General features: G+C 72.6%; 20 protein-coding genes. 2 read left to right on the forward strand and 18 right to left on the reverse strand.

Annotation, left to right across the window (positions count from 1 at the left end; translation table 11 throughout):
* The first annotated feature begins 18 nt into the window (after positions 1-18).
* Positions 19-3,933, forward strand: a complete 3,915-nt coding sequence (locus tag IE219_RS02185; protein WP_189974741.1) for a DNA-directed RNA polymerase subunit beta' — start codon at positions 19-21, stop codon at positions 3,931-3,933.
* A 63-nt stretch (positions 3,934-3,996) separates the two neighbouring features.
* Here the strand turns inward: IE219_RS02185 and IE219_RS02190 are convergent, their stop codons facing one another.
* From IE219_RS02190 to IE219_RS02255, 14 genes are all read right to left on the reverse strand, one after another.
* A complete protein-coding gene (locus IE219_RS02190; protein WP_189974742.1) occupies positions 3,997-4,260 on the reverse strand; it encodes a hypothetical protein in 264 nt (87 codons plus the stop codon).
* Positions 4,247-4,480, reverse strand: coding sequence for a hypothetical protein (locus IE219_RS02195; RefSeq protein ID WP_189974743.1), 234 nt, complete (start codon positions 4,478-4,480; stop codon positions 4,247-4,249). Before IE219_RS02195 ends, IE219_RS02190 begins: the two co-directional genes overlap by 14 nt.
* 11 nt (positions 4,481-4,491) lie before the next feature.
* The gene (locus IE219_RS02200; protein WP_189974744.1) at positions 4,492-5,400 is read right to left on the reverse strand and encodes a peptidoglycan-binding protein; all 909 of its coding nucleotides are present in this window, start codon (positions 5,398-5,400) and stop codon (positions 4,492-4,494) included.
* Positions 5,401-5,473: 73 nt separating this feature from the next.
* Positions 5,474-5,899, reverse strand: coding sequence for an ATP-binding protein (locus IE219_RS02205; protein ID WP_189974745.1), 426 nt, complete (start codon positions 5,897-5,899; stop codon positions 5,474-5,476).
* A 32-nt stretch (positions 5,900-5,931) separates the two neighbouring features.
* On the reverse strand, positions 5,932-6,573 hold the full coding sequence (locus tag IE219_RS02210) for a hypothetical protein (RefSeq protein WP_189974746.1): 642 nt from the start codon (positions 6,571-6,573) through the stop codon (positions 5,932-5,934).
* On the reverse strand, positions 6,573-7,673 hold the full coding sequence (locus IE219_RS02215) for a hypothetical protein (RefSeq protein ID WP_189974747.1): 1,101 nt from the start codon (positions 7,671-7,673) through the stop codon (positions 6,573-6,575). Before IE219_RS02215 ends, IE219_RS02210 begins: the two co-directional genes overlap by 1 nt.
* A gap of 10 nt (positions 7,674-7,683) precedes the next feature.
* The gene (locus IE219_RS02220; RefSeq protein ID WP_189974748.1) at positions 7,684-8,820 is read right to left on the reverse strand and encodes a hypothetical protein; all 1,137 of its coding nucleotides are present in this window, start codon (positions 8,818-8,820) and stop codon (positions 7,684-7,686) included.
* A 40-nt stretch (positions 8,821-8,860) separates the two neighbouring features.
* Positions 8,861-10,048: a hypothetical protein gene (locus IE219_RS02225; protein WP_189974749.1), complete on the reverse strand. Its 1,188-nt coding sequence runs from the start codon at positions 10,046-10,048 to the stop codon at positions 8,861-8,863.
* Between the two features lie 46 nt (positions 10,049-10,094).
* On the reverse strand, positions 10,095-11,288 hold the full coding sequence (locus IE219_RS02230; RefSeq protein WP_189974750.1) for a hypothetical protein: 1,194 nt from the start codon (positions 11,286-11,288) through the stop codon (positions 10,095-10,097).
* Positions 11,289-11,373: 85 nt separating this feature from the next.
* Entirely contained in the window at positions 11,374-12,297 is a 924-nt protein-coding gene (locus IE219_RS02235; protein WP_189974751.1) for a phage distal tail protein, read from the reverse strand.
* Positions 12,298-12,336: 39 nt separating this feature from the next.
* Positions 12,337-13,632, reverse strand: coding sequence for a phage tail family protein (locus IE219_RS02240; RefSeq protein ID WP_189974752.1), 1,296 nt, complete (start codon positions 13,630-13,632; stop codon positions 12,337-12,339).
* The gene (locus IE219_RS02245; protein WP_189974753.1) at positions 13,629-14,837 is read right to left on the reverse strand and encodes a phage tail protein; all 1,209 of its coding nucleotides are present in this window, start codon (positions 14,835-14,837) and stop codon (positions 13,629-13,631) included. The genes IE219_RS02240 and IE219_RS02245 overlap by 4 nt, the downstream gene beginning before the upstream one ends.
* 33 nt (positions 14,838-14,870) lie before the next feature.
* A complete protein-coding gene (locus IE219_RS02250; protein ID WP_189974754.1) occupies positions 14,871-15,794 on the reverse strand; it encodes a hypothetical protein in 924 nt (307 codons plus the stop codon).
* A gap of 94 nt (positions 15,795-15,888) precedes the next feature.
* Positions 15,889-16,098: a hypothetical protein gene (locus IE219_RS02255; RefSeq protein WP_189974755.1), complete on the reverse strand. Its 210-nt coding sequence runs from the start codon at positions 16,096-16,098 to the stop codon at positions 15,889-15,891.
* Positions 16,099-16,408: 310 nt separating this feature from the next.
* Between IE219_RS02255 and IE219_RS02260 the strand changes: the two genes are divergently transcribed.
* On the forward strand, positions 16,409-17,194 hold the full coding sequence (locus tag IE219_RS02260) for a hypothetical protein (RefSeq protein WP_189974756.1): 786 nt from the start codon (positions 16,409-16,411) through the stop codon (positions 17,192-17,194).
* A 46-nt stretch (positions 17,195-17,240) separates the two neighbouring features.
* On the opposite strand, the gene IE219_RS02265 is transcribed toward IE219_RS02260, so the two are convergent.
* From IE219_RS02265 to IE219_RS02280, 4 genes are all read right to left on the reverse strand, one after another.
* Positions 17,241-17,561 (reverse strand): hypothetical protein, encoded by a 321-nt coding sequence (locus IE219_RS02265; RefSeq protein WP_189974974.1) that lies wholly within the window; start codon positions 17,559-17,561, stop codon positions 17,241-17,243.
* A 113-nt stretch (positions 17,562-17,674) separates the two neighbouring features.
* Positions 17,675-17,965 carry a hypothetical protein gene (locus tag IE219_RS02270; RefSeq protein WP_189974757.1) on the reverse strand — a complete coding sequence of 97 codons (291 nt, stop codon included), beginning with the start codon at positions 17,963-17,965 and terminating at the stop codon, positions 17,675-17,677.
* A gap of 83 nt (positions 17,966-18,048) precedes the next feature.
* On the reverse strand, positions 18,049-18,657 hold the full coding sequence (locus tag IE219_RS02275; protein WP_189974758.1) for a phage tail tube protein: 609 nt from the start codon (positions 18,655-18,657) through the stop codon (positions 18,049-18,051).
* Between the two features lie 181 nt (positions 18,658-18,838).
* Positions 18,839-19,249, reverse strand: coding sequence for a hypothetical protein (locus IE219_RS02280; protein WP_189974759.1), 411 nt, complete (start codon positions 19,247-19,249; stop codon positions 18,839-18,841).
* Positions 19,250-19,394 lie beyond the last annotated feature (145 nt).

Here is a 19,394-nt window from a genome sequence, read left to right on the forward strand (position 1 = left end):
GAGAGGGATTGACGCATAGTGCTCGACGTCAACTTCTTCGACGAGCTCCGGATCGGTCTGGCCACCGCTGACGACATCCGTCAGTGGAGCCACGGCGAGGTCAAGAAGCCGGAGACCATCAACTACCGCACGCTCAAGCCCGAGAAGGACGGACTCTTCTGCGAGAAGATCTTCGGTCCGACCCGGGACTGGGAGTGCTACTGCGGCAAGTACAAGCGCGTCCGCTTCAAGGGCATCATCTGCGAGCGGTGTGGCGTCGAGGTCACCCGCGCCAAGGTGCGCCGTGAGCGGATGGGCCACATCGAGCTCGCCGCCCCCGTCACCCACATCTGGTACTTCAAGGGCGTCCCGTCGCGCCTCGGATACCTGCTGGACCTCGCCCCGAAGGACCTGGAGAAGGTCATCTACTTCGCGGCGTACATGATCACGTTCGTCGACGAGGAGCGCCGCACCCGCGACCTCCCGTCGCTGGAGGCCCACGTCTCCGTCGAGCGCCAGCAGATCGAGCAGCGCCGCGACTCCGACCTGGAGAACCGCGCCAAGAAGCTCGAGTCCGACCTGGCCGAGCTGGAGGCCGAGGGCGCCAAGGCCGACGTGCGCCGCAAGGTGCGCGAGGGTGCCGAGCGCGAGATGAAGCAGCTGCGCGACCGCGCGCAGCGCGAGATCGACCGTCTGGACGAGGTCTGGTCCCGCTTCAAGAACCTCAAGGTCCAGGACCTGGAGGGCGACGAGCTCCTCTACCGCGAGCTGCGTGACCGCTTCGGCACGTACTTCGACGGCTCGATGGGCGCCGCCGCGCTGCAGAAGCGCCTGGAGTCCTTCGACCTGGAGGAAGAGGCCGAGAAGCTCCGCGAGATCATCCGCACCGGCAAGGGCCAGAAGAAGACCCGCGCGCTCAAGCGCCTCAAGGTCGTCTCCGCCTTCCTGCAGACCGCGAACAGCCCCAAGGGCATGGTTCTCGACTGCGTGCCGGTCATCCCGCCGGACCTCCGTCCGATGGTGCAGCTCGACGGCGGCCGCTTCGCGACCTCCGACCTGAACGACCTGTACCGCCGCGTCATCAACCGCAACAACCGCCTGAAGCGGCTTCTCGACCTCGGCGCGCCCGAGATCATCGTGAACAACGAGAAGCGCATGCTCCAGGAGGCCGTGGACGCCCTCTTCGACAACGGTCGTCGCGGTCGCCCGGTCACCGGTCCCGGCAACCGCCCGCTGAAGTCCCTGAGCGACATGCTCAAGGGCAAGCAGGGTCGTTTCCGTCAGAACCTGCTCGGCAAGCGCGTGGACTACTCCGCGCGTTCCGTCATCGTCGTCGGCCCGCAGCTCAAGCTGCACCAGTGCGGTCTGCCGAAGGCCATGGCGCTCGAGCTCTTCAAGCCGTTCGTGATGAAGCGCCTGGTCGACCTGAACCACGCGCAGAACATCAAGAGCGCGAAGCGCATGGTCGAGCGCGGCCGCACGGTCGTGTACGACGTGCTCGAAGAGGTCATCGCCGAGCACCCGGTCCTCCTGAACCGTGCGCCCACGCTGCACCGCCTCGGCATCCAGGCCTTCGAGCCGCAGCTCGTCGAGGGCAAGGCCATCCAGATCCACCCGCTCGTCTGCACCGCGTTCAACGCGGACTTCGACGGTGACCAGATGGCCGTCCACCTGCCGCTCTCCGCGGAGGCGCAGGCCGAGGCCCGCATCCTGATGCTGTCCTCGAACAACATCCTCAAGCCGGCCGACGGCCGCCCGGTGACGATGCCGACCCAGGACATGGTCCTCGGTCTGTTCTTCCTCACCACCGACGGCGAGCTGCGTGACACCAAGGGCGAGGGCCGCGCGTTCGGCTCCACGGCCGAGGCGATCATGGCGTTCGACGCCGGGGAGCTCGCGCTCCAGTCGGAGATCGACATCCGCTTCCCGATCGGCACCGTCCCGCCGCGCGGCTGGGTTCCCCCGGTCGCGGAGGAGGGGGACGACCACGTCGGGGCAGGCGAGTGGCAGACGGGCGACTCGTTCCGCCTGAAGACCACGCTGGGCCGCGCGCTCTTCAACGAGCTGCTGCCCGAGGACTACCCGTTCGTCGACCACTCGGTGGGCAAGAAGCAGCTCTCCGAGATCGTCAACGACTTGGCCGAGCGCTACCCCAAGGTCATCGTGGCGGCGACGCTCGACAACCTGAAGGCGGCCGGCTTCCACTGGGCGACCCGTTCGGGCGTCACCGTGGCCATCTCCGACGTCGTCGTGCCCGAGGCCAAGAAGGCCATCGTCAAGGGCTACGAGGAGCAGGACGAGAAGGTCCAGAAGCAGTACGAGCGCGGCCTCATCACCAAGGAGGAGCGCACGCAGGAGCTCATCGCGATCTGGACCAAGGCGACCAACGAGGTCGCCGAGGCGATGAACGCGAACTTCCCGCGGACCAACCCGATCTTCATGATGGTGGACTCGGGCGCCCGAGGAAACATGATGCAGATGCGTCAGATCGCCGGTATGCGTGGTCTGGTGTCGAACGCCAAGAACGAGACGATCCCGCGTCCCATCAAGGCGTCCTTCCGCGAGGGCCTCACCGTCCTCGAGTACTTCATCTCCACGCACGGTGCCCGTAAGGGTCTCGCCGACACCGCCCTGCGTACCGCCGACTCGGGTTACCTGACCCGTCGTCTGGTGGACGTCTCGCAGGACGTGATCATCCGCGAGGAGGACTGCGGCACCGAGCGCGGTCTGAAGCTGCGGATCGCGGCCAAGGACGAGACCGGTGTCCTGCGGAAGACCGAGGACGTCGAGACCTCCGTGTACGCGCGGATGCTCGCCGAGGACGTCGTCGTCGACGGCAAGGTCGTCGCGCCGGCCAACGTGGACCTGGGCGACGTGCTCATCGACGCGCTGGTCGACGCGGGCGTCGAGGAGGTCAAGACCCGCTCGGTCCTGACCTGTGAGTCCGCCGTCGGCACCTGTGCCTTCTGCTACGGCCGCTCGCTGGCCACCGGCAAGCTGGTCGACATCGGTGAGGCGGTCGGCATCATCGCCGCCCAGTCCATCGGTGAGCCCGGTACCCAGCTGACGATGCGTACCTTCCACACCGGTGGTGTGGCCGGTGACGACATCACCCAGGGTCTGCCCCGTGTCGTCGAGCTCTTCGAGGCCCGGCAGCCGAAGGGTGTCGCCCCGATCTCGGAGGCGGCCGGCCGCGTCCGCATCGAGGAGACCGAGAAGACCAAGAAGATCGTCGTCACCCCGGACGACGGCAGCGACGAGACGGCGTTCCCGATCTCGAAGCGCGCCCGTCTGCTCGTGGGCGAGGGCGACCACGTCGAGGTGGGCCAGAAGCTCACCGTGGGTGCCACCAACCCGCACGACGTGCTGCGCATCCTCGGCCAGCGCGCCGTCCAGGTCCACCTGGTCGGCGAGGTCCAGAAGGTCTACAACTCGCAGGGCGTGTCGATCCACGACAAGCACATCGAGATCATCATCCGGCAGATGCTGCGCCGCGTGACGATCATCGAGTCCGGCGACGCGGAGCTCCTGCCGGGCGAGCTGGTCGAGCGGTCGAAGTTCGAGACCGAGAACCGTCGTGTGGTCACCGAGGGCGGTCACCCCGCCTCCGGCCGTCCGCAGCTGATGGGTATCACCAAGGCCTCGCTGGCCACGGAGTCCTGGCTGTCGGCCGCCTCCTTCCAGGAGACGACCCGAGTCCTGACGGACGCGGCGATCAACGCCAAGTCCGACAGCCTCATCGGCCTCAAGGAGAACGTGATCATCGGTAAGCTCATCCCGGCCGGTACGGGTCTGTCCCGCTACCGCAACATCCGGGTGGAGCCCACCGAGGAGGCCAAGGCCGCGATGTACTCGTCCGTCGGCTACGACGACCTCGACTACTCGCCCTTCGGCTCCGGCTCCGGCCAGGCCGTTCCGCTGGAGGACTACGACTACGGTCCGTACAACCAGTAGGAGCGATGCTCGACCGCAGGGCGGTCACCCCGTGCAGACGGGGTGGCCGCCCTGCGGCGTTTCTCACCGGCCGGCCAGTTCCCAGAGGGCCAGGCCCACGCCGGCGGTGGCGGTCAGCGCGGCGACGGAGGCGAGCGGCCAGCGGGCCCGCTCCAGGGCGTCGAGCCGGGCCTCGTGGTCGGCGAGCTGCCGGTCGGTCTGGTCGCTGCGCTGCACGAGCAGGGCGAGCGAGCCGTCGACGCGGGCGAAGCCGGCCTCCAGGGTGCCGCGGAGCCGTTCGAGTTCGAGGGCGACCGCGACCGGGTCGTTCGGATCACCCTCGGCCATCGGCGTCCTCCGCGTCCGTGCGCAGCCAGCCGGGGAGCAGGAGCTGGACGGCGGGGACCGCCATGACCCGGGCGAGGGCGCCCGCGGCGGCGAGCGCGCCGGCGACCCAGGGCAGGGTGGCGGGGAGGCCGGCGGCGTCCACGAGCGCGGGGAGCGCGACGGCGAGGCCGACGGCGCTCTGGAGCACGGTGCGGGCGGTCCGCTTCGCGGCGTCCGACATGGGGGTCCTCCTCATTTCGTGTACGGGACCTTCAGGGCGTTCCACGAGGTGGCGCCGGGCCAGCCGTCGGCGTCGGAGCCGCGGAAGCCGAGCTTGCGCTGCCAGGCGGCGTACGACTGCCGGTCGGCCTCGGTCCAGCGGGGGCCGGGGCCGACCTGGTAGCGGCCGCAGCCCTCGGCCGTCAGGCGGCGGCCCATCGCGGTGACGACGGGGGAGCTGGGGGCGCCGCGGAAGAACGAGGTGCCGGGGAAGGGCTGGTGGCGGGGGGCGGGCGGCCGGGCGGCCGGGGGCTTCCCGGCGGGGGCGGCGGCGAGCCGCCGCTGGATCCGGTCGCGCATCCCGGGCATGCCGAACCCCTTGGGGTCGCTCTTCCAGTCGGACCACTCCAGGTGGCCGATGACGGAGCGGGCGCCCCAGGAGTGGGCGCGGCACAGGGCGGCGGAGACCCGCTCGATCGCGTCGAGCTGGGCGGCCGGCCAGGGGTCGGCGCCGTCGCCGAGGTTGACGCACTCGAAGCCGTAGAAGCGGGCGTTGCCGTCGACGGCGTGCGCGCTGCCCTGGTGCTCGCGGGGGGCCGGCGGGCGGTCGCCGTACGCCTCGGTGACGACGGCGCGCAGGACGGACGGGTCGCCGCCGCCGGCGTGGTTCGCGCGGCCGGCGCTGATCAGGTGGACGGTGCCGTCCTTGGCGACGACGCCGTGGCAGAGCGGGCCGGGGAGGCCCTGGTAGCCGTCGGAGCACAGCTCGACGGAGTGCGCGGTGCCGCTGGACACGGTGTGGTGGATCATCACGCCGGCGACCGGGCCCCAGGCGCCGGCCCGGCCGCGGTCGTGGGTGCGCCAGCCGGGGTGCTCGACGACGGTGACGCCTTCGGCGCGGAGCGCGGCGAGGAGCCGGTCCGCGGACAGGGGAGTGGCCAACTGTCTGCCTCCAGACATGCGAAGGCCCCGGGCCGGCGGCGGCGCGGGGCGGGCGTACGGGGGGACTCGGGGCTCAGGGCGCGGGCGCGGGCTCCGGGTCCGGGGCGGGTTCGGGCGTGGGCTCGGGGCCGGGGTCCGGGACGGGGACCCAGGCGGCGCAGAGCGCGGCGAAGGCGGCCCGGCGGGTCTCGAAGTCGGCCAGCGCGGCGGTGACGGCGCGGACGACGGCGGCCGGGTCGGGCAGGACCGGGCGGCCGTGCGTCGGCTGGACGACGGTCATGCCGTAGCCGCGGAGCTGGACGCCGTTCCCGCCGTTCTCGACGGTCTGCGCGGTCACGTACACGGCCGGGTACTCGCCGGTGACCGGGTCGATGTCCAGCGGGCCGCCGAGGGTGTTGTCGTACAGCCGGACGCCGACGGTGTGGCCGCTCTCGGTGACGGTGCCGCGGCCCGCGTAGTCGATGGCGACGCCCCAGGGCTGGGTGGGGTCGGGGATCATGGGGTGCTCTCCTTCCGGGGAGGGCGGTGGGGTCAGGTCTGGCGGCCGTGCATCAGGACCGGCTTGGCGTAGACGGTGCCGCTCGCGCTGGTGACGAGGGCCTGGACCTCGACGGTCAGGTCCTTGCCGAAGTCGGCCTGCATGTCGGCGGTGACGGCGGCGGTGTGGTCGAAGACGGTCCCGGCGGCCACGGTCGGGCCGAAGGGGACGCCGCCGGCCAGCACCCGCACCTGCCCGGCGGCGCCGGAGGAGACCCGGGTGAACATCCGCAGCCGCAGCTTCGGCTGCCAGATCGGGTTCTGGGACTGGGCGATGGTGGTCCAGGCGGTGGCGGCGGTGTTCGGCCAGGAGGCCGTGACCATGGTCTGCGGGGGCAGCATCGGCAGCCAGGGCCGGGCCAGGCCGCCGCTCAGCAGGTCGTCCGAGAGGACCTCGTGGCCGTAGGCGTCGAGGACCCGCAGCACCGGCTTGGTGCCGTCGGGGCCGCTGGTGGTGAACTGGGCGACGAGGGCGGTGACGGACGGGTCGAGCGGGTCGGTCCGGCGCCTCAGGGCCAGCGAGCCGTTGACGATCTCGGTGAGCGGCGGGCGGGTGTTGACCGCCGTGGACAGGGCGTTCAGCCGGCGCTCCATCTGGATCAGCCGGTCGATGATGTCCTCGGGCAGCAGTGCCATCAGACCTCCTCCAGGGCGAGTTCGGCGGTGTCGGGGCGGCCGCGTTCGGCCGGCCGGACCTTGACGCCGACGATGCGGAAGCGGGAGTCGAGGCCCGTCGGGTGCCATTCGTCGGTGATCCGGACGCGGGCGGTGCGGCCGAGGAGCGCCGAGGGCACGACGTCGGAGAGCCGGATGCTGAGCTCCGGGATGAGGACCGAGCCCTGGGCCTCCTGGAGGACGGCCAGGGCCAGCGCGTCGAGGGCGGCCTTGTCGCCGATGTCGTTGTAGTCGGTGGACAGGTCGAGCTGGGGCCACAGGTCCGGCAGGTCCTCGGCCTTCACCTCCCCGGAGAGGGTGGGCCGGGACTCGGCGGCGGCGTTGCCGTTGGTGGAGGCGCCGCGGGCGAGGGAGGTGGTGCCGCCGCGGGTGGCGTCGTCCGGCAGGGAGTACGAGAGGATCGTGCCGGGGCGGTCGAGGACGACGTCGGTGGCGCCGGTGCGGATGCGGGGGGAGCCGAGCCGGAGCCGGCGGACCCGCCGTCCGTCGGAGGGGTCGCGGTGGACGAGGATCTGGTACTCGGTCCCGTCCGCGTAGGCCCCGAGCTGGTCGAGTGCCTCCTGGTAGACGGTCTCGTCGCCGTGCCGCCAGGACGCGGTGCGGAACACCGGCTCGGACGGCAGGTCGTCGCCGAGGTCGACGGCGCTGGAGCCGAGGCCGCGGTTGAGCTCCGCCCAGAGGCCGCGGACGATGTCGAACTGCTCGGTCTCGGTGTACTTGAGCTCGGTGCGGACGCGGCGGCGGCCCGCGTACGAGTCGAAGGTGGCGGCCTGGACGCCGAGGGTGACCACGCCCCGGTCGCTGCTCTGGAGGTTGGTGGTCCAGACGATGCCGCCCCACCACAGGAAGCCGCCGCGCTCCAGGTAGACGGTGGTGCGGCCGGGCTTGATCTGGCGGGCCCGGTCGGCCATCGCCCGGTCGGGGACGGGCACGGTGCCGGAGAGCGAGCCGGCCCGGCCGATGTAGTCCTCGAAGGAGACGTCCCGCAGCGGCAGGATGTCGAGGGTCTGGTCGGTCACCAGGTCGCAGAAGATGGCCCGGTAGGGAGTGTCGAGACTCATGGGGCGGACCTCACGGAAGGATGTAGGTGGCGCTGACGCGGACGTTGCGCTCCACCTTGAGGAGGCCGTTCGGGGACCAGGTGCGCAGGGTGATCAGGCCGCTGGAGGCGATCATGGCCGAGCCGTCGCCGTAGCCGTCGGCCACGGCGGCCTCCAGGTTGAACGGCGGGCGCCATCCGGCGGGCAGGGTGCACAGGGTGACGTCGTTGATGTTCCCGTCGGGGTCCGAGGGGATGTTGGCGCCGGTGCGGGTGACGACGACCGACATGGTGCACAGGCCGCGGCTGCGGCGGGCCTCGTAGGAGACGACGGACCAGCCGGTCGTGGCGACCGCGCCGCTGCTGAGGGACTCGGTCTGGACCGGCGGCTGGTAGGCGGCCCAGGAGGTGCCGTTCCACCGCTGGAGGACGCCGTTGTGCTCGCGGTACTGGCCGGGGTAGGAGCCGACGGAGAGGGCGTTCTGCGGGGCGACGCCGCCGATCTCCTTCGGGTAGGCGACCCAGGCGGTGCCGCTCCAGCGCTGGAGGTGGTGGGTGACGTCGTCGTCCTGGTACTGGCCGGGGTAGGCGCCGGGCACGCCCGCGTTGTTGTAGACGGGCAGGATGCCGCCGACCGAGGCGACGGTGGTGCGCAGGTCGGTGAGGTCGGCGTTCCAGTCGATGCCGCCGGTGCCGGCGGAGGTGCCCGCCTTGACCCGGACGGTGAAGAGGGCGAGGGAGGCGCCGGGGGTCTCCGGGACGACGGGGGTGGCGGCGGCCTGGCCGGTGATGACCTCCAGGACGGCGCCGTACGCGTCGAGGCCGTCGGCGTCGTGGTCGTACACGCGCAGCACGACGAGGTCGACGCGCGGGTTGAGCGGGTTGCCGTCGGTGAAGGTGAGGACGGTGTCGCCGCTGAGGTCGACGGGGTACGCGCCCTGCTCGGGCAGGCCCTGGACGAGGGCGCGCCCGGCGTGGACGGTGGCGGTCATGGGGCCGCTGCCGGTCAGCGACAGGCCGCTGACCCGGTAGGTGCCGTCGGCCGAGCCGGGGAGGATGCCGGAGCGGGAGGCGGACTGGTCGGCCGGGGTGCCGGCGCCGAGGGCGGTCAGGCGGGTGGTCTGGCGGGTCTGCCCCTGGGGCAGCACCCAGCCGGTGCGGATGGGCATCGGGGGTTCCTCTCTCGGGGTGGGATCGGGCGTCCGGGGGCTACGGGAGCGGGTCGACCTTGATGTAGGTGTTGTCGAAGCCCGCCTTGAGGCCGAGGGTGTTGGCGAGGATCCGGAAGTAGGCCGTGAGGGTGTACGTCGTGCCCGGGGTGAGGTTCGACAGGCGGCGGGTGGTGGAGACGGAGATCGAGGTGCTGCTGGCGCCGATGGTGGCGTAGTCGTCGTCGAGGTCGTTGACGACGGTGCTGCCCTGGGTGAGCCGGAGCGCCATGTAGGCGTAGTGGTCGTCGCGGGAGCGCATGCGGCAGCCGAAGCCGACGGCGACGGCCTTCGACGGCGGGGCGGTGAAGCTGACGGTGAGCGGGTTGGTGGTGCGCCCGGCGAGGGTGGAGGTGTAGGTGGTGGAGGTGGTGTCGCCGAAGTCGCCGTTGTCGATGAAGTACGGGCCGGGGACGGCCGGGGCCCAGGCGGCGCCGTTCCAGCGCTGGAGCTGTCCGCCCGGCGAGTCGCGGTACTGGCCGGTGTAGCTGGCGGTCAGGGAGGCGGAGGAGTTCGGGACGATGCCGCCGAGCGCCGAGGGGTACGCGACCCAGGCGCCGCCGTCCCAGCGCTGGAGGATGTCGCCGGCGTCCTGGTACTGGCCGGGGTAGGCGCCGGGCAGGACCGCGCCCTCGACCGGGAGGATGCCGCCGAGGCCGACGACGGGGGTGCGCAGGTCGGTGAGGGAGGTGTTCCACGGGATGCCGCCGTTGCCCGCGGAGGCGCCGGCCGGGACGAGCACCTCGTAGAGGGGGAGGCAGCGGGGCGGGAGCGTCGGGCGCTGCGGGACCTGCTCGGCCTTGCCCTCGATGATCTCCAGGGCGGCGTCGAACTTCTGCTCGGTGTCGTAGAGGCCGTCGTAGATCCGCAGGACGATCATGTCGATGCGGTTGTACTGGGCGGTGCCCGGGGTGAAGGTGAGGGTCTCGGAGGCCGGCAGGGTGACCGGGTAGGCGCCCTGGGCGATCTCGCCCTGGATGACGGCGCGGCCCTCGGAGACGGTCGCGGTCATCGGGGCGGAGCCGTAGGTCCAGAAGCCGGAGAGCCGGTACCGGCCGTCGTAGGAGCCGGGGACGATGCCGGAGCGGACCTGGACGGGGTTGGCGAGGGTGGTGATGCCGGTCTGGGTGAGGCGGGTGTCCTCGCGGGTCTGGCCGGTGGCGACGGCCCAGCTGCTGCGCAGGTTCACGGGGTTCTCCGTTCGGGAGGGGACGGGAGGGGGACGGGGGCGGCGGTCAGGACCTGAGCCATTCGGCGGTGAGGGAGCAGGCGTAGCCGGAGCCGCCGAGGGTCTTCACCGGCGCGGTGTGGTTGTGGAAGCCGGCGAGCTGGAGGACGTCTCCGGCGGCGAGCCTGAGCACGCCCGAGCCGCCGACGGAGACGGCGCCGTTCCCGGCGGGGGTGAGCCAGGTCATCCGGGCCTGTCCGGTGCCGCCGACCAGGATCCGGGCGCCGCGCATGCCGGTCTGGGCGTCGTTGGCGAAGGTGGCGTGGGCGGAGATCCGCCACCAGCCGGGGCGGGTGACGGAGTATCCGGTGCCGTTCCAGCGGCCGGCGTCGTCGACGTCGACGGTGGGCAGGTTGAGCACGGTCCAGGTGTTGCCGGCCAGGCTCTGCTGCTGGGTGGTCTGCCACTGGCTGGCGCTGAGCAGCACGGTGGCGGCGCCCTCGGCGTACTGCCAGGCGGTGCCGTCCCAGCGCTGGAGGCCGCCGGGGGTGTCCCGGTACTGGCCGGCGTAGGCGCCGGTGGGGGTGGAGGCGGGGGCGATGCCGCCGATGGCCTTCGGGTAGGAGACCCAGGTGGTGCCGTCCCAGCGCTGGAGCAGGCCGGAGGTGTCGCGGTACTGGCCGGCGTAGGCGCCCTTGTAGCCGCTGGCCGGCATGATGCCGCCGAGGGCGACCACCGGCCAGTGCCGGACGGTGACCGCGCCGGAGTTCCAGGCGATGCCGCCGGTGCCGGCGGAGGTGCCCTTGGGGACGCGGACCGTGTAGAGCGGGAGGGCGCTGCCGGGGCCGCCGGCCGGGGCGGTGGGGGTGGCGGAGGGTTCGCCGCGGACGAGGCGGACGACGGCCTCGGTGGCGCCGGAGCGGTCGTACGTGTCGTCGAGGACGGCGAGTTCGACCAGGTCGACGCGGTCGTACTGCGGGTCGCCGTCGGTGAGGGTCAGGGTCTCGGGGGCGGTGACGGCGACCAGGTACGCGCCCTGGGCGGTGTCGTTGCCCTGGACGACGGCGCGGCCGGTGCCGACGGTGGCCTGCATGGGGGCGGTGCCGGTCAGCGCGAAGCCGCCGGGGACGATGCCGGGCCGGGAGCGGAGCGGGGTCTCCGCCTCGCTCTGGCCGCTGGGGGTGAGGAGCGCGGCGAGGGTCAGGCGGGTGTCCTCGCGGGTCTGCCCGGTGGACTGGAGCCAGGCGGCTCGTACGGTCATGGGTCACCTCGGGATGGGGGCGGGCGGGCGGCGCGGCCGCCGGGCGGTCCGGTGGGGCCGTCCGGCGGCGGGGGTCACGCGGCCGTCACCATTCGGCGCTGCGCCAGCGGACGGTCATGAGGGACTGCTCGGTGCCGTCCTCGGGGCGGAAGGACAGGTCGGTGCGGCCGGGGTCGAGGACGAACAGCTCCTCCGGGGTGGAGTCGGCCATCGCGGTGTGGAGCCGGGAGGCGGAGTTGTTGAGGGTGACCGTGCCGGCGCGGGTGTCGACGGTGAGCTCGTCGCCGGCGGCGAGGTCGATCGCGTACCGCAGCCGGCGGCGGCTGACCCGCTCGGTGACGCTCGGCATCGAGCAGGGGCCGCGGAAGGTGATCACCGGGTGGGTGGGGGCGGAGCCGGTGTTCTCGACGACGGCGTCGCCGGTGGACTTGGCCTCGCCCCAGTCGAGGGGCCAGGTCAGCGGCCAGGTGATGCCCGCCTCGGGCTGCGGCGGGGTGGTGGTGGACACCTGTTCGTTGACGCCGTACCGGCGGGGGTCGGCGGCGAGCCACTGGGCGGAGACGCGGGAGCTGCCCTGGGTGGCGAAGCCCTGGTCGGCGGGGACGACCCGCTGGGCGATCCGGGCGCGGACGGCGAGGGTCTCGCCGTGCAGCCGGACGGCGAGCCAGCGCTCCTCGTCGAGCAGGGCGAGGGCCTGGCGCAGCGCCCGGACGGTGCCGGGGGCGTCGCCGTGCTCGGGGACGAGGACGATGGTGCCGCCGATCTTGCGGGGCTTGGCGTAGCGGGAGCCGGGCCAGGCGCCGTGGGAGGTCGGGCGGTCGGCGTCGGAGGAGTCGTACTCGGGGAGGTCCTCCCAGCCGGTCAGGCCGGACTTGTCGACGGCGAAGGGGGTGCCGGGGCCGATGAGGAGCCCGGCCCACTGCATCTGCCCGTCCTGGGTGATGAGGGAGCCGGGCGCGAGGTCGGCGATGAGGGAGTTTCCGGCGTACGGGATCGTGGTCTCGGCCATGGCGGCCGTCACCTCACTATCGGGTGGGCGTGCGGGCGGTCAGGGGCCGGTGGCGAGGAGCGGCGCTCCGGCGGGGTCCGGCGCGCCGTGGGCGGTCAGCAGGAAGAGGAGGTCCTCGGCGGTGGCGCGGGGTCCGGCACCGGCCTCCTCGTGGAAGTCGCGGACGCGGTGCGGGGCCGGGGGCGGCTCGGTGAGGGCGGGGACGCGGCGGCGTTCCAGCTCGGTGAGGGCGTCGATGCGGTAGGAGCCCGCTTCGGGCGGCGAGACGATGCCGCCCTCGGCGAGCAGGGGGATCTTGTCGAGGTCGACGCCGAACTTCTTGCCGGTGAGCGGGATCTTGAAGCTGAGCTTGTTGAGGCCGTCGATGATCCAGTTGGCGAAGGCGATGAGGCCGTTGACCGGCCCCTTGACGACGCCGAGGACGGCGCTGAGGCCGCCCTCGACCAGTTCGCCGATGCCCTTGAGGGCCCGGGAGACGGCGTCCTTGGCGGTGCGGAAGAAGCCGGGGACCTTGTCGGTGATCCAGCGCACGACGGGCTGGACGGCGCTCTTGACGCCGCCGAGGGCGCGGGAGGCGATGCCGCGCAGGGCGGTGGTGGCGGAGCGGACGGCGGAGCCGATCCGGGAGACGCCGCGGACGAGGGTGGCGAGGCCCTTGAGGGCGGTGGTGAAGGCCGTCAGGTACGCCTTGGCGTAAGTGGCGACGGCCTGGCCGATGAGCTTCAGGAGCGGCTGGAGGAAGGTCCACACGGCCCGGACGCCCTGGAGCGCCTGCTGGAGGACCTTGCGGATGATCTTCTGGCCGGTCTCGGAGGTGACGGCGAGTTCGATCAGATAGGCGGCGACGGGCACGATCAGGCCGACGAGGAAGCCCAGCGGGTTGGCCCGCATGGCGACGTTGACGCCGGTCATGGCGACCGAGGCGACGGTGGTGACGGTGCCGAAGGTGCCCATCAGGCCGGTGATCACCTCGGCGACGGGGAGCAGCGGCAGCAGCAGGCCGAGGACGGCGCCGGCCGTGGTGCCGATCCGGCCGGCGGCGGTACGGGCCCGGCCGGCGGCGGTGCCGATCCGGCGGACGGCGGCGGGGGCGGTGGAGCCGCGGAGCCGGTTCAGCGGGGCGGCGGTGCCGGCGGAGTCCCGGCCGAGGGTACGGACGGAGGTGCCGGCGGAGCGGAGCGCGGCGGCCACCGCGTCGACGCCCCCGGCGGCCCGCCGGACGCCCTGCCGCAGGCCGTTCACCGCGCCGCCGGCGCCGCCGAGGTCCCGGCCCAGGGCCCCGGCCCGGGGGATCAGGGCGCGGAAGTCCGGCAGGGCGAGGACCACGGCGCTCATGCGCGGGCTCCCCGCGCCTTCACCAGGTACATGAGGGCGTCGGCGGTGGCGTTCGGGTCGCTGGAGCGGGCCGCGTGGTAGTGCTCGATGTGCAGACCGGCGCCGCCGGTGGGGCCGGCCGGGGCCTGGGCCTGGCGGGCGCGGCGGGCGGTGAGGGCGAGGAGCCGGTCGAGCTTGGAGAGCGGCAGGACGGCCTCGGCCTCGCCCGCCTCGGCGAGGATGGCGGGGACGCCGCCGGTGCGGGGCATGACGACGCCGCCGGTGGCCAGCATCGGGATGGTCGGGATGCTGACGCCGAAGGTCTTGCCGCCGACGACGGGGACCCAGCCGGGGACGCTGACCTTGACCCGGTTGAGGGCGCCGATCATGCGGTTGATGAGGCCGATGACGGCGTTGATCGGGCCCTTGACGCCGCTCTTGATGCCGTTGAAGGCGCGGGAGGCGATGGACTTCAGGCCGTTCCAGATCGACGACATCTTGCTCTTGACGGCGCTGAACGCCTTCGGGATGGCGCTCTTGATCCAGTTGACGACCGGTGAGATGACGGCCTTGATGCCCCGCCAGACGGTGCTGATGACCGTCTTGATGGCCTTCATGACCGTGGTGATGACCGTCTTCCAGATCTTCACGTAGGTCTTGATGACGGTGGCGACGGCCTTGACGACGGTGGAGATGGCCTTCTTGATGCCGTTCCAGACCGTCTTGATGAGCGATCCGGCCTTCTTCATGATCGGGCCGATGGCCTTCATGACGGAGCCGATCACGCTCTTGATCGCGCTGAAGGCCTTCTTCATGACCGCCTGCATCGTCTTCGAGCGCGTCGCCATGTCGACGACGGCCTCGATGAGCGGCATGAAGAGTTCGAGCAGGCGGATCAGGAAGTTGCCCTTCATGGACTTGTTGAGCCGGTCCTGGCCCTTGGCCGCCTTGCCGGCGCCGGACTCGTACCTCCCGAGCTTCCCGCCGGCCGACTGGGCGGTGGTGCCGGCCTTCTTCATGGCGCGCTCGGCCTGGTCCGAGGCGGTCCTGAGGTTCTTGAGCTGCCCGCCGGCGCCCTGGGCGTTCGTCCGGAGGGTCTTGAGCTGGCCGGAGGCCGACCGGCCGGCGTCGCCGACCTTCTTGACCGAGGTCCCGGCGCCGGACGCCTGGGACTTGAAACCGCCGAGGGCGGTGGAAGCGCCCTTGAGGGACTTGATGAGGGACATGGGGGATTGCCTCCTTTCGGGGTGGGGGCGGGATCAGGCGGTGGTGGCCGCGCCGATGGCGTCGTCGAGGCTCCGGACGCTCCGCGAGAGCTCCTGGAACTTGCTCCGCAGGGTCCCGGTCTCGCGGGCGAGGTTCCCCATGGCGTCGGCGGACGCCTGGAGGGTGGGGCCGGAGGGGATACGGGACGGCTCGAAGCCGGTCAGGGCGGACTTCATGCGGTCGGTGGCGGACGCGACCTTCCCGATCTTCGTGGGGTTGAGGGTCCGCAGGGCGCCGGAGAGCGCCTTGAGGCCCTCGGTGACCCGGGTGGCCACCGCCTGCTTCGGCAGCTTGCGGAACTGCCGGAGGAAGTCGGGGGCGCGGTTGTTGAAGGTGAGGAGTTCGGGGTTGATGCGGGTGAGGGCCTGGTGCAGGGTGTCGAGGTTCCCGGCGGCGCCCGGCGGGAGGTCGGCGAGGCCGGTGCCGCCGTTGGCGACCCGGCGCTCGCGGTTCTCGACGTCCGTACGGTTCTGCAGCCGGAGGTTGCCCTCCTCGTCGAGGGCGAGGATCCGGCGGGTGGGGCCCCCGATCTGCTGGATGCTCCGCTGGATGCCGGTGAGCTTGCCGGCCAGGTAGACGCCGATGCCGCCGATGATGATGGCAGCCAGGGCGCCGCCGCCGGTGGAGAGCCAGTACGCGACCGCGGTGCCCAGGCCCTCGCCCTCGTACAGCTTCTCGATGCCGGCGGCGATGCCGTCGAAACCGGCGGCCTCCCAGTACTCCGTCACCGGGTTCTTGACGATCTCCTTGTGGACCTCTTCGAGCTTCCCCTTGAGGTCCTCGATCACCTTGTTGACGGGGGCCATCTGCTGCTTCACCCACTCGGTCGTGGGTAGCCAGCCTCCGTCCACCTTCCGCAGGTAGTGCCGGAGCCCGGCGATCTGGATCGAGAGGTCGTCGTTCGTTACTTCTGCCATGGTTGCTCCGCTTCCGGCCCGGGAGGGCCAAGCGCCGAAAAGCCCCCGCCGGAGGGGGCGGGGGCTTCTCGTTCGTCGGGGGCGGCGCGGGCGGTCAGGCTCCGGCGTCCCGGCGGGGGGCGGGCCGGGCGGTGGCGAGGGCGTCGTTCCAGCCGGCCGCGTACGCGAGGGTCTCGCGCCGGGAGACCTCGGCGCACAGGGTGCCGAGCAGGGCTCTCCGGTCGCGGCCGGCGGGTCCTTCGAGGAGCTGGCGGAGGCGGTCCTGGAGCGGGATGTGCGGGGATGCCTCGGCCTGCTGAGTCATGGACGCCTGCCTTCCGGTTGCTTGCCCGTGCGTGTGGCGGCGCCGCGGAGTGAGGAGCGGGGGCACCACGTATTCGAACTGTTGTGCGAGTTTCTGTGCGAACAGAGTGTGGTCCACCCACTCGGCGTTTGTCGAGCGGGAAACGTCTGACGTGACGTCTTCTCGTCAGGTTCTCGAACGAGTTGGCGGCTGGAAACCGCGAATGTTCGACCGGGTAACCTGGTGCGCGCCCCTGGACCCGACCACGACGGGGGCGAGGGGCGCGAGGTGCGCGCGGGGGACCCAGGGGGCTGGAAGGCAGTACTGACGCATGGATACGGAGCCCGGAGCCGACCGGCGGGACCGGATGGTCGACTGGCTCGCCTCCCACCCCGATCTGCCGCACCTCTTCGCACGGCTCTCCGAACTCGTCCACGTCCACGGGTACGCCCCCGAGGAGCTCCTCGTGCTGCCCAGGTCCGAGCTGGACCGCCGGGAGACCGGCGCGTTCACCTCGGGCTGGGCCGAGGCCGTCTCCGAGGAACTCCCGGGCATCCGGAGGGAGTACGAGCGCCGCGTCGCCGACGCGTACGCGCAGGGGCAGGACGACGCCCGGGGCGTCCGCAGGCCGCAGCGCCGGGGCGACCCCGGCGGCCCGCACGACGGGGCCCGGGTCATCACCCTGCCCTTCGCCCGGCTCCTCGAACCGCCGGCCGCCGTCGTCGAGGCGGAGGAGCGGGTCCGCCGGGAGCGCGAGCGGTTCGCCCGCACCGGACCCGGCTTCGAACCGGAACCCGAGCCGGAGCCCGAGCACCAGAAGGAACCCGCCCCGGACCCGGAGCCCGACGTCCTCGTCACGGCCCAGGAGAGCCGCGCCCGCCGCGCCCCGCAGACCGTGCGGAAGGTGGTGCGCGGCAAGGGCGGCCGGCCGATCGTCCCGCCGCTGGCCCACGTGCCGGCCCAGCAGCCCCCGGCCGGCGACCGCCGGGACGCCGACCCGGCCGGCCCGGACCAGCGTCCGGGCCGGGGCCGGCGGCTCTCCGAGCGGGCCAAGGCCCTGGAGGAGGAGCTGGCGGCGGACCGTACCCCGCAAGCACCCCCGGAGTCCGCCCCCTGACGGGAGCGGACCAGGGGCGGGGCGGCGGACCCGCGGCGGGCGGGGATCAGCCGAAGAAGCGGGCGAGTTCACCGGCGGACACCGTCGGGACGGCCTCCTCCGGCTCCCCGCCCCCGCCCTCTCGGGCCGTCGCGCCGGGGTCGTCCCCGCCGTCCGGGTCGCCGTACTCCGGCCGGGGCACCGGCTTCGGCGGGTCGGGGCGTTCGTCGTCCTCGCCGGTGTTGGCGCAGACGAACATCCAGTTGGCGGCGGCGAGGTGGTCCACCGCCGCCGCCAGCAGATGGTCGGTCACCGACCACTCGGCGGCCTCGCCGTGCAGCTCGCGGTGGACGGCGCTGCCCCTCGGCAGGTGCTTGACCAGGGCCAGCACCCGCCGGCTGGACAGCGCGCCGCGGTGCCAGTCGAGCAGGTCGACGCCGTAGTAGCGGATCAGGTCCGCCTCAAGGGCCTCGGCGTGTTCGTCGACGAACTCGACGAGGCTCAGTCTTCCCCCAGGCCGAGCCCGGTCTCCTTGCCGTACGCCTCCAGGATCGCGGCGATGTCCTGCATGGTGATGTCGTGCTCCTCGAAGCGGGCGAACTGGTCCGGCCCCATCAGGAGCGCGAGCAGACCGTCCACGTCGTTGTCGTCCAGCTTGCGCAGCCCCTTGGCGACCGCGCGGGAGAGCTCCGTCGGGAGGGTGAAGGTGTCGCCGTCCAGCTCGAAGGACCAGGTGCGGCCGTGCGCCTCCTGGCGCTGGGCGCGGGCGGCGTTGACGTCGAAGCGGGCCATGGTGATGCGTACTCCTTGAGGGGGTGCGTACGGAAGGAGGGGCGGGGCGGGACGGCGCGCGGCCGTCCCGCCCCGGAGGGGGATCAGGCCGAGGCCGTGCCGTACTGGCCGTCCTTCATGAGGAAGGTCGCCAGCGGCGCGCCGTCCCCGTTCGACATGGCGGTGAAGGTGACGCCCAGGGTGGACGCCGCCTTGCGGGCCAGCTTGATGTCGTCGGAGGCGGTGACCTGGCCGCGCGGGATGACGAAGCGGTAGGTGACCGCGACGCCGCCGACCTTCACGTCGGTGAACTCCAGGCCGAGGGCGCGGGCGTCCGCGTACGGACGCTCGGCGATCTCGTACTTGTACGTGTCGGTCGACGTCGCCGACTCCGGCTCGACCTGGCCGCCGCCCATGAAGAACGGCAGCGTGTCCTCGTTGAACTGGAGCAGGGAGAACTTCAGCGAGAGGTCGCGGCTGGAGTAGATGAAGTGCACCGGGGAGACCGACTGCCAGGTGTCGATCGGCTCCAGCTTGTCCTTCTTGGAGAAGGTGACGCCGTCACCGGTGGTGTAGCCGAGGTTCGTCCAGGTCGCGGACGGCCAGTCGCCGGCCCCGTCGGCCGTGAAGGTCGGGAGCGGCGAGCCGGCCTTGGCCACGAAGAGCTTGCCGGTGCCGGCGACGCGGATCTCGGCCGAGTTGTTTCCTGCCATGGTGATGTCTCCTTGGGTGGATGGGTGCCGCGCCCGGACCGGTGCGGATGCGGGTGCGGAGGGTCCGGGTACGGCGAAGGCCCCGCCGGTCGGCGGGGCCTCGTCTGGGGGGAGCGGCCCGGGGGGCGCGCTCGGGCCGCCGGTCGGCGGCGGGGTGGGGGCCGTCGGGGGACGGCCCGGGTCAGAAGACCGTCAGGGAGAGGCGCAGCACGCAGAGGTAGCGGTGGGCGCCCCGGTAGAGGTAGTCGGGCAGCCAGCGCGGCCCGTCCTGTTCCTCCACGTCGTGGACGACGTTGTTCGCGCCGATGCGGGTGCCGATGGCGGCGAGCAGGGCGCGCCGGGCGCCGTTGGCGAGCACGTGGGCGGCCTCCTTGGTGGGGCCGTACACCTCGAACTCGATCAGCGGCATGTCGACGTGCAGGTCGCCGATCCAGGCGCCGCCGCGGCGGTTCACCAGGACGGCGGCCTGGGTGCCGTCGAAGCCGGCGGGCGGCTGGACGGCGAGCACCGCCCCGGCCAGCGCCGGGTCGGCCTTGAGGACGTCGACGACCAGCTTCTCGACGTCCGGGAAGGCACTCGGGGGAGTGGTCATCGCGGATTCTCCTCGGGAGGGAGCGGTGGACGGGCGGGCGGAGGGGGCGGGCCGTCCGGGGCTCCGGCGGGGAGGGGGCGGGGCGCGGGAGCACGCCCGGACGGCCGACGGCGGAGCCGCGCCCTTTCGTCCGGGCACAGCTCCG

Source organism: Streptomyces termitum (assembly GCF_014650175.1).
Taxonomy (GTDB): Bacteria; Actinomycetota; Actinomycetes; order Streptomycetales; family Streptomycetaceae; genus Streptomyces; species Streptomyces termitum.